This window comes from Paenibacillus sp. J45TS6 (genome assembly GCF_018403285.1).
GTDB lineage: Bacteria > Bacillota > Bacilli > Paenibacillales > Paenibacillaceae > Paenibacillus.
Genome location: NZ_BOSJ01000096.1, coordinates 1 through 280, shown reverse-complemented (window position 1 = coordinate 280; position 280 = coordinate 1). Strand labels below are relative to the sequence as shown.

1 rRNA gene is annotated in these 280 nt (G+C 42.1%); it reads right to left on the bottom strand.

From position 1 onward, the window contains the following. Positions 1-210: 210 nt before the first annotated feature. Positions 211-280: ribosomal RNA gene (locus KJS58_RS25175) — 16S ribosomal RNA — on the bottom strand; the annotation flags it as partial.

The following is a 280-nucleotide window of genomic DNA, read 5'->3' as shown; positions in this document are numbered from 1 at the left end:
ATCTAGTTTTCAAAGAGCAACTTTGTTGCGACCATAAAATTCTCGGTCCATCACGAAAAGTGTGGATGAAATTTTATGACTTGATTTTGAGAGATTAAACTCTCAAAACTGAACAACGAGTGAGTGTTACTTTGCTTTCGCAAAGTGGTCCGTCGACTTTCGTCGTACGTATATTTGAATGTTTCCGTTTCAGGAAACGATTCTCCATAGAAAGGAGGTGATCCAGCCGCACCTTCCGATACGGCTACCTTGTTACGACTTCACCCCAATCATCTACCCC